This is a genomic window from Blastocatellia bacterium (assembly GCA_035573895.1).
In the GTDB taxonomy this organism is placed as follows: Bacteria; Acidobacteriota; Blastocatellia; order HR10; family HR10; genus DATLZR01.
Genome location: DATLZR010000085.1, coordinates 1 through 8,331 on the forward strand (window position 1 = coordinate 1; position 8,331 = coordinate 8,331).

General features: G+C 58.8%; 10 protein-coding genes. 1 reads left to right on the top strand and 9 read right to left on the bottom strand.

The window, feature by feature from the left end; translation table 11 throughout:
* From VNM72_08615 to VNM72_08625, 3 genes are all read right to left on the bottom strand, one after another.
* Positions 1-1,085 (bottom strand): 2-hydroxyacyl-CoA dehydratase family protein (locus tag VNM72_08615; GenBank protein ID HXF05464.1); only part of this gene is annotated, 1,085 nt, incomplete at its 3' end.
* 45 nt (positions 1,086-1,130) lie between these two features.
* On the bottom strand, positions 1,131-2,294 hold the full coding sequence (locus VNM72_08620) for a 2-hydroxyacyl-CoA dehydratase (GenBank protein HXF05465.1): 1,164 nt from the start codon (positions 2,292-2,294) through the stop codon (positions 1,131-1,133).
* 131 nt (positions 2,295-2,425) lie between these two features.
* Positions 2,426-3,199 carry a 3-oxoacyl-ACP reductase family protein gene (locus VNM72_08625; protein ID HXF05466.1) on the bottom strand — a complete coding sequence of 258 codons (774 nt, stop codon included), beginning with the start codon at positions 3,197-3,199 and terminating at the stop codon, positions 2,426-2,428.
* A gap of 189 nt (positions 3,200-3,388) precedes the next feature.
* On the opposite strand from VNM72_08625, the gene VNM72_08630 reads away from it, so the two are divergent.
* A complete protein-coding gene (locus VNM72_08630) occupies positions 3,389-3,838 on the top strand; it encodes a DUF1640 domain-containing protein (GenBank protein ID HXF05467.1) in 450 nt (149 codons plus the stop codon).
* Here the strand turns inward: VNM72_08630 and VNM72_08635 are convergent.
* The 6 genes from VNM72_08635 to VNM72_08660 all read right to left on the bottom strand — a co-directional run.
* Positions 3,831-4,724, bottom strand: coding sequence for an amidohydrolase family protein (locus tag VNM72_08635; GenBank protein HXF05468.1), 894 nt, complete (start codon positions 4,722-4,724; stop codon positions 3,831-3,833). The two genes, VNM72_08630 and VNM72_08635, sit on opposite strands and share 8 nt — an antisense overlap.
* On the bottom strand, positions 4,699-5,058 hold the full coding sequence (locus VNM72_08640) for a hypothetical protein (protein ID HXF05469.1): 360 nt from the start codon (positions 5,056-5,058) through the stop codon (positions 4,699-4,701). The genes VNM72_08635 and VNM72_08640 overlap by 26 nt, the downstream gene beginning before the upstream one ends.
* A 7-nt stretch (positions 5,059-5,065) precedes the next feature.
* Positions 5,066-5,371 carry a cytochrome C oxidase subunit IV family protein gene (locus tag VNM72_08645; protein HXF05470.1) on the bottom strand — a complete coding sequence of 102 codons (306 nt, stop codon included), beginning with the start codon at positions 5,369-5,371 and terminating at the stop codon, positions 5,066-5,068.
* A gap of 44 nt (positions 5,372-5,415) precedes the next feature.
* Complete coding sequence (locus VNM72_08650; protein ID HXF05471.1) at positions 5,416-6,030, bottom strand: cytochrome c oxidase subunit 3; 615 nt, start codon at positions 6,028-6,030, stop codon at positions 5,416-5,418.
* A gap of 115 nt (positions 6,031-6,145) precedes the next feature.
* Positions 6,146-6,718: a cytochrome c oxidase subunit 3 gene (locus VNM72_08655; GenBank protein HXF05472.1), complete on the bottom strand. Its 573-nt coding sequence runs from the start codon at positions 6,716-6,718 to the stop codon at positions 6,146-6,148.
* A 60-nt stretch (positions 6,719-6,778) separates the two neighbouring features.
* Positions 6,779-8,331 (bottom strand): cbb3-type cytochrome c oxidase subunit I (locus VNM72_08660; GenBank protein HXF05473.1); only part of this gene is annotated, 1,553 nt, incomplete at its 5' end.

Consider the following 8,331-nt stretch of genomic DNA (forward strand, 5'->3'; position numbering starts at 1 on the left):
AGGCGACAACTCTTGACGAAATGAATCACCACCCCATCGGCCTTCCATTGCTCCACGTAGCGCCGAATCTGGTCATACCGCTGGAGGTAGTTCCGATTGGTGAGATTATGAGCGAGCATGTGAAGAGCGATGGACGTCAACGGATCCGCGGGATCGTGACGGAAGCCGAACTCCCACAGGCCCCCTACCGTCGAATAGGTGGATGCAACCGCGCACGCCTTCCACCTGGCAAACATATCGCGAAAAGTACGGAAGTAGGGATAGGGCGGAGGACCTTCGATGACGAGACGAAACCTCTCCTGATCATAAACGCCCTCGCCGCGCTCGGCTTTGTCGCGGAACTCCCGCAGGGCGAGTTGGAAAAATTCCACTCCCTCGGGTCGGGCACGATAAACATAGAGCGGCCCCATGAGAGTGATGGCATCGAAATAGGCATCGAAGGGCGAGGGTGAGTGCTGCGCCAGATGCTTGATCTCAGACCACAACTCTTCCACCTGACGAGAACAGGCTACGGCCTGCGCCAGCCGATCCTCGTCCAGATGTCGCCCGGTAATTTTTTCCAGTAGCGCGACTACATCGCGAAGTTGGCGGACGACGTAGTCGAGATCCGCCGATGTCGGCGTCTCCGTTCGAGCGAATGGAATATCCAGCAGATACAGTGGGGCTCCGGTGAGAGCGGCGACGTGCTCGAACCACTTAATGTAGGTGTTGCACCCGACGAAGTTGCAGAGCACGAGCGCCGGACGCGGCAACTGCCCGCCAGTAGGCGTCAGTCCTTTGACGTAAGCCCCGATGTCGGCTTTGACGTAAGCGCAGTTGTCCGCCGCATAACCCATCTCTTCGGCCAGCAGAATCGGTTCGAGCGATTGATGGCGAATGGCCAGTTGGAGCGCGTTCACCTCGGGATAGAGAGGAACGACATCGAAGGCTTCGAGCAGTTCGATGCAGTTGCCGGAAATCATCAAGGCGACGGCCGGCGGATCTCCACTCCGGGCTGATTGATCCAATCGCTCGTACCATTGCAGCATCAGCTCCTTCTGTCGCTGATGAAGCTGACCCCGGTAGTCCGTTCGTGATGATGTCATCGGCTTCTCTCCGACAGGCCTCTTCCCCTTGTGGGCTCATCCCGGTCAGGCGAAAATCAACGATTCGACGAAGGTTTCGACCTCCGTCCTCAGGCGTTCAAAGGTGAACATTTTCTCCTCAAACTCCAGAAGCAGGTGAGGAATGCCTTCGCGGTCCAGCTCGCGTTTGTAGAGCACATAATCGAAGTACGCGGGCTCGCAGAATTTGGCGATGAGGAAGATGACGGCATCGGCTCGTCGCTGCCGGACTTTCTCCACGAGCGCCTGGTGGCGCGGGCGACGCCAATCATGGCGAACCGACGAGGCAACCGACCGATTGAGATAACTCTCGGCGAGCGCCCGAAGCGGAGAATCCCCGGTCGGCACATCGTCGAGAAACCATCGCCGTCCGAGAAGGAAATCGTCGTCAACGATATAACATCCCGCTTCCTCGATCAGCCGGATCAAATCCAGCGGAGGCTGCTCACAGAAAGATCCCTCGATGATGATCCGAAGCGAATCGCGCGGCTTCGTCTGACGGCAGGGGAGATGCTCCAGCACGCGCCGGAGCAGCGCCGAATGTTCTTCGACGGGGAGAACGTTCCCCATCCGCATCACGACGTACGCTTCCCAGGCGCGGATCAGATGAGGCGACTCCGAGCGACAATCAAAGAGACGACGGCTGAGACGGCGATTTTCATTGTGCGCTGCGATGGCCCGCCACAGCCGGTCCTCGCTGGCCGATTGACCGCTCAGCCGTTCCAGATTCTCCCGCAGGCGCTCGTACTCGCGGGCGAGAAAAGCAATGGCCGCATCGGTCGTGGGATTGTGCGGCAGATGGACAAAATCAATATACAGCTCGGGCAGATTGCGCTTGAGGACAAAACACAGGTTCCGGGCCGAATCGCAAATGGTTGAGAAGAGCATTCCATCAAACGGCTGCAACAGTCCGGTCAGTCCCATCTCCAGCGTCGTTTTGACAATCGAGCAGATGAACGACCCGAATCGGGCATCGGCATGGTGCAAATCAATCCGGTCTCCACCTCCGTTGAGTCCTACCGGTAGCAGGCCACACGCATCAATCAACTCCACCGGAGCATAGACCGGGAAGTAAGCGATCACCTTCCCACCCGGATGGTCCTCTTTCCACCGTCTCACGGTGGGAAAGCTCAGATCGCTGATCGTCTCCGCACAGAGGGAAAAGATGTTGTCGAGAGCACCCTCCGTCATTTGTTCTCCTCTCTCCTGATTGAGCTCCCCTCTTTTCTGTCGCTCGCCCACAGGCGTCGCCGGCCCGTTGACGCCCGAGAGGATCGTTTTTTCGGGGCACGCGCTGACTCGATTCCCCCTCCACCGGCCGGTCAACCGACCATCGTCAAGCCGCCGCTCACGCTGATGACCTGACCGGTGATGTAACTGGCTCGATCGGAGGCCAGGAAGACGACGACAGGAGCGATCTCCTCCGGCTGGCCCAGGCGTCGCAGGGGAATGTAATTGACCATCGTGCCGAGAATCTTCCGGGCGAACTCGTCCTGCTGCATCTCCTCAAGCAACGGCGTCTCCGATGGACCGGGACAGACGACGTTCACCCGGATGTTATCTCGCGCATGCTCCCGTGCGAGCGTTTTAGAAAAGGCGATGACAGCGGCTTTCGATCCGGCATAGACGGCTTCGCCGAGCGATCCCACCCGCGCGGCATCCGAGCTGACATTGACGATGCAGCCGCGCTTTCGCTCGGCCATCTGCGGCAGGAGGGCGAAGCAGGTATTGAGAACACCGCGAAAATTGATGGCGATGATCCTCTCCCACAAATCTGGCGTCGTTTTCACGAACGGCATGAGCCGATCCCACCCGGCGTTGTTGATGAGGATGTCAACGGCTCCCCATCGCCGAAGGATCTCATCCCGGAGGGCAAAGACACTCTCGATTTGAGTCACATCGGTGGGTACGGCGACGATATCGCGGCCCGACCTCTCGCGCACCTCCCGCGCCGTGGTCTCGGCGTCCTCCGCGCGCAGGTCGGCAATCATGACATCAGCTCCGACATCGGCGAGCGCCTGGACGATTGCTCGACCGATGCCGCGAGCGCCGCCGGTGACGACGGCTCTTTTACCGGTGAGATCGAGAAAATTCATCGTCACCCCTCCCTTGTTCAACAGTGCGAGTGAAAGATGGGGGATGTCCGAAATCGGTCTCTCATCAGATTGCCCATGTGGGGGGCGGCTGCTTCACTCCACCGCGTCGGCCTCTCGCAACGCACCGTTGGTTGGGCGACAACATGGGCCGCGCGGAGATTTCGGGGCCGTGATATAATAGGCCGTCGTATGCCCAACTCAGAAGCGATCGAAACATACAACCTGCTCAAGGAACGGCTGGGGGATGAAACGGCTCGGGCCCTGCTCCGGTATATCGAAGCCTCCACCCAGGCGAATGTCGCCACCAAGGAAGACTTGTACCGCCTTGGCGAGAAGCTCGGGGGCGACATAAGCGCCAACAAAATTGAAATCCTTAACCTGCGTGAGGAGCTCAAGGGCGACATCGCCGCCCTCCGCCAGGAACTCAAGGGTGACATCGCCGCCCTCCGCCAGGAACTCAAGGGTGACATCACTGACGTGAACCAGGAGCTTACGAGTAGCATCGCCGCTTTGCAACTGGAGATGACGAGAGGACTGTACAAGGTCAGAACCATTCTTTATCTCCTCATCGCCTTGATCCTCGTGACCAATCCAAAGATCATCGAGCTACTGACCAGGGTTCTGGGCGTCTTCAAGTAATCACCTGCTGATTCTCATTTCCGCCCCTTTGCTGATCGAGCTTGAACAGGTGAACGGCGTTTTCGCGGATGAGCTTGCGCTTGGCTTCTTCCTTGAGTCCTAATTCGTCGAGCTGTCGGAGATTCTCCTTCCAGGGAAGACCATTTGTTCCCCAGAGGCAACGGTCCTGTCCGAGGCGGCTGTTGATGAATTGAACGATGGCGGGCGAGAGGTATTTGGGCATCCAGGCATCCACGCCGAGCCAGACGTTGTCCCATTTATAGCAGACGGAGATCAATTCCTCGACCCACGGCCAGCCGGTATGAGCGCCGACGATTTTCAGGTCGGGGAAATCGCAGGCGATGCGATCGAGATAGATCGGCCGTCCGCAGTCGCTCGGCATGGCCTCCAGAACATGACCGACTTGCAGCGAGACGGGAACATCCAGCTCCACGCATTTGGCATAGAGCGGATACATCTTTCGATCATGAAGCGGGATGTCGAACCCGTAGATATGGACGTAGACGCCTTTGAAGCCGTAGGTCTTGACGGCCGTCTCGATCTCCCGCAGGCTCTCGGTTATGCGAAAGGGATTGTATCCGGCGAGTCCCACGAACCGGTCGGGATATTTCTCTGTGTACTGCAGCACGTCCTCAAGCTGCGTATCCATGTACATCCACTTTCGCCAGTAGGACCACATCTTGCACTGAGCGATGAACACCTTCTCCACGCCCGCGTCGTCCATGAGGGCAATCATCTGTTCGATGCTGTCATACCGGGGCAGTCCGCCGATGGCCCGCTCCATCCGGCAAACGAGTTCTCCTTCTTTCGCTCGATCCCACTTCTCCATGAACTCGCGGGTGGCCACGTAATACATCACATCAATGGCTTTCACCGGTTCGGTCATAAGCGAACCTCCCCCATACGCCCACGCGATACCCCTCGTGCTCAGCGGAAGGATCCATCGCTCCCCGGCCATGCCGCGCGAAACCAGGCGGCGTTGCCGGAAGTGATCGCTTGCGCCGGCGCTCGGCGATGTAGATCATCGCCGCGACGCTTGTGACCAGAAGGAATGGGACGCTCAGGAGAAAGAGAACCCCTGTATTGAATCCGCGCGCAAGCGCCTGCCCTTCGGGGGAATTAAGCAATCCCGTCTTACACATCGCACACTGAGCCCGAACGGTCTGGAGCGCTCCCCATCCGACAATGAGGACAATGATCTTCAGCACTCGGAACCACATCGGCCTGTCACCTCGCCGTCGAGTTAAGGACACGAAGCCCATCGGGAGCGATCAAGAAAAAGAGGACTCCCGCAGTCAGAAGGAGCCCCGCAGCCACGCTGATGACAAGCGCCAGACGCTCGAACCGCAGGTGCATGAAGTATCCGCCGATGAGCGACGCTTTCACCAGCATCCCCACAAGTAAAATCCCCACCAGAATCCCCTTGGGGACGGTCACTGAACCACTCACCATCATGAGGAGCGTCAACGCCAGTAAGGCCCCCCAGATGACCCAATAGAGCCTGTACCGAATGGTTGGATGCGTCTCCGTCATACGCTCTCCTCCGCCCCGGCAACGGGGCAAACGCTTTGGACCGTTCAAATCAGATAGAACAGGGTGAAGATGAAAACCCACACCAGGTCCACGAAGTGCCAGTAGAGTCCCGCCAGCTCGATCCCTTCTGCCGACGAGCGACCAAGCAGCGACCGAACGGCGGTCACACTGAGGATGATTACTCCGGTGAGAACGTGCGACCCGTGAAATCCGGTGAGAATGAAAAACGACGCGCTGAACAGAGGCACGCCCCAGGGATTACTGGTGAGCCGCGCTCCTTCTCCGATGAGGCTTGACCATTCGTAGGCCTGGCACCCGAGGAAGGCCAGACCGCCCAAAATGGTCAGAAGGATGAACCCCACCACGGCCCGACGATCCCCGCGACGCGCCGCCCCCACAGCCGTGGCCATCGTCGCGCTACTGGAGATGAGGATGAACGTCATCAGAGCAATGAAATCGAGATGGAAGATTTCTGCCCGGTCCGGCCAGTGTGGACTGGCGATGCGCACGAATCCGTACCCGGCCAATAACCCGGCAAACAGCAGTCCATCGGTGATGATGAAAAGCCACATCATCACCTTCTGCCAACTGGCAGCGAAGGGTGATGTTTCACCACTCCATGCAAGAACCCTTGCGTGTGACACGGATGCGTCGGTCATCGCAATTCCCTCCCCTGAAAATATCCTGGGAGCGCGCGCCTCCGCCGTGCCCGCTTGAGCGGGCAACCCACGGGCGCTCCCCGATTTCCCTCATTCGTGGCGAATATCCAGTTCCTCATCCCAGAACGAAGAGCACGACGAAAAGATAGAGCCAGAGCCCACCCATAAAGTGCCAGTAGGTGGCGCACAGTTTCAGGCGTTGCTCCCATCGAGACCGAGGCATGCGATTTCGCCAAAGCAGTAGCGCCCCCAGCGCAATCAGGCCGCCGAGGACGTGTACGCCATGAACGCCCGTCAGGATGTAGAAGAACGAGCTGTGAGGATTGCTCGGCAGGTAAACGCCTTGATCAGCGAGAAACTTCCAGGCGAAGACCTGCCCCAGGAGAAATCCGACTCCTAAAAACCACGCGATGACGATCCAGAGGTAACCGGCAGAAGGCCGCGCCAGCGTGTGCGCCCGGCCGCGTTCTAAACTGAAACTGCTGGCGACGATCACCCCGGAATTGAGCCAGAGTAACGGGGGCAAAGGGATGGATCGCCAATCCGGGCCGGCCTGGCGCACGAGGTAGGCGCTCGTGAATCCGGCAAAAAGCATGGTCGCCGTGGCCAGAAAGATCCACAACCCCAGTTGCCCGGAGGTGACGGCCAGACGTCCCAGTTCTGTTTGTTCTGATTGCTGGCGGATCATGTCCCCTCCTCTTTGGCTGTCGGGCCCGTCTCCTTCTCCCCGACTCCGCGCACATCCACTTCACGGCGCGGTCTGTGGCACGTAGTCCTCCGCTGCGCCGGGAAGGCTGTAGTCGTATGGCCAGCGGTGAACCTCAGGCGGATTGGCTCCCCAATTCCCGTGCGGAGGCGGCGAGGGGGCCGTCCATTCGAGCGTCGCCGCCCGCCAGGGATTCTGCTCCGCGCGAGGCCCCCGGAAGAGACTCCAGAAGAAGTTGACCAAAAAGAGCAGTTGCGCAGCGCCTAACACAAAAGCACTGATAGAAACAAACCGATTGAGGTCCTGCAACGACTGAAGAAACTCGAATCGGGTGAACTGATAGTACCGACGCGGCATCCCGCCGAGGCCGAGAAAATGCTGCGTCAGGAAGACGCCATAGAAGGACAGAAGCGTCAGCCAGAAGTGAACTTTTCCGAGGCGTTCGTTCATCATGCGGCCGAACATCTTGGGGAACCAGTAATAGGTCCCGGCAAACAGCGCCAGCAGCGTCACTCCGCCGATCATGAAATGGAAATGGCCGACGACGAAATAGGTATCGTGAAGCTGAATGTCGGAGGTCGCATTGCCGAGAAAAATACCCCCCAGGCCACCGGTCCCAAAGAGTGCGATGCAACCCAGGGCAAAGAGCATCGGCGTCGTCAATTGGAGGCGGCTTCCCCACAAACTGGCGATCATGCAAAAGCCGATGAGAGCTGATGGGATGGTGATGGCCATCGTGCCGATGGCGAAAAATTCTCCCAGATAGGGGCTCATCCCGCTGACGAACATGTGATGTCCCCACACGATCATGCTCAGCGCGCCAATCGTGACCACCGAGTAGACGATGAGGCGGTAACCAAAGATCGGCTTACGTGTGAACGGCGCGAGAATTTCCAGGGCCACACCCAGAGCCGGAAGAATCAAGACGTACACTTCCGGGTGACCGAGGAACCAGAAGAGGTGCTGCCACAATAGCGGCGAGCCGCCCTGATGAGGAAGCACTTGATTCCCGAAGTACAATCCGCTCGGCAAGAAGAAGCTCGTCCCACCATGACGATCGAAGAGAAGCAGAATAGCGGCGGCCGTCAGCGGGGGGAAGGCCAGCAATCCAATGATGGCGGCAACGAACATCGTCCACACAAGCAGTGGCAGCCGCATGAACGACATCCCCCGCGCACGAAGATTGAGAATCGTCGTCACATAGTTGAGGCCTCCCATCGTGAACGAGGCGATGAACAACGCCATCCCGATCAGCCAGAGCGTCTGTCCCCATCCCGATCCGGGCACAGCCTGACGCACCGCACTCAGCGGAGGATAAGCCGTCCAGCCCGATGCCGCCGCTCCTCCTTCGACGAAAAACGAGCCGATCATGATCAGGCAGGCGGGCACCACCGTCCAGTACGAGAGCATGTTCAGCACCGGAAAAGCCATATCGCGCGCCCCGATCTGCAGCGGGATGAGAAAATTGCCAAACCCGCTCACCAGTGCCATCGAGATGACGAAGAACACCATGAGCGTCCCGTGCATGGTCACCAGCGAGATGTAGAACTCCGGCTTCATCACGCCGCCTTCCATTCCCGAAGGAAAGAGCTTTG

Coding starts and splice junctions, on each gene's coding strand:
- VNM72_08620 (HXF05465.1), bottom strand. CDS start 2,294: ATGACGGAGGGTGCTCTCGACAACATCTTTTCCCTCTGTGCGGAGACG.
- VNM72_08625 (HXF05466.1), bottom strand. CDS start 3,199: ATGAATTTTCTCGATCTCACCGGTAAAAGAGCCGTCGTCACCGGCGGC.
- VNM72_08630 (HXF05467.1), top strand. CDS start 3,389: ATGCCCAACTCAGAAGCGATCGAAACATACAACCTGCTCAAGGAACGG.
- VNM72_08635 (HXF05468.1), bottom strand. CDS start 4,724: ATGACCGAACCGGTGAAAGCCATTGATGTGATGTATTACGTGGCCACC.
- VNM72_08640 (HXF05469.1), bottom strand. CDS start 5,058: ATGTGGTTCCGAGTGCTGAAGATCATTGTCCTCATTGTCGGATGGGGA.
- VNM72_08645 (HXF05470.1), bottom strand. CDS start 5,371: ATGACGGAGACGCATCCAACCATTCGGTACAGGCTCTATTGGGTCATC.
- VNM72_08650 (HXF05471.1), bottom strand. CDS start 6,030: ATGACCGACGCATCCGTGTCACACGCAAGGGTTCTTGCATGGAGTGGT.
- VNM72_08655 (HXF05472.1), bottom strand. CDS start 6,718: ATGATCCGCCAGCAATCAGAACAAACAGAACTGGGACGTCTGGCCGTC.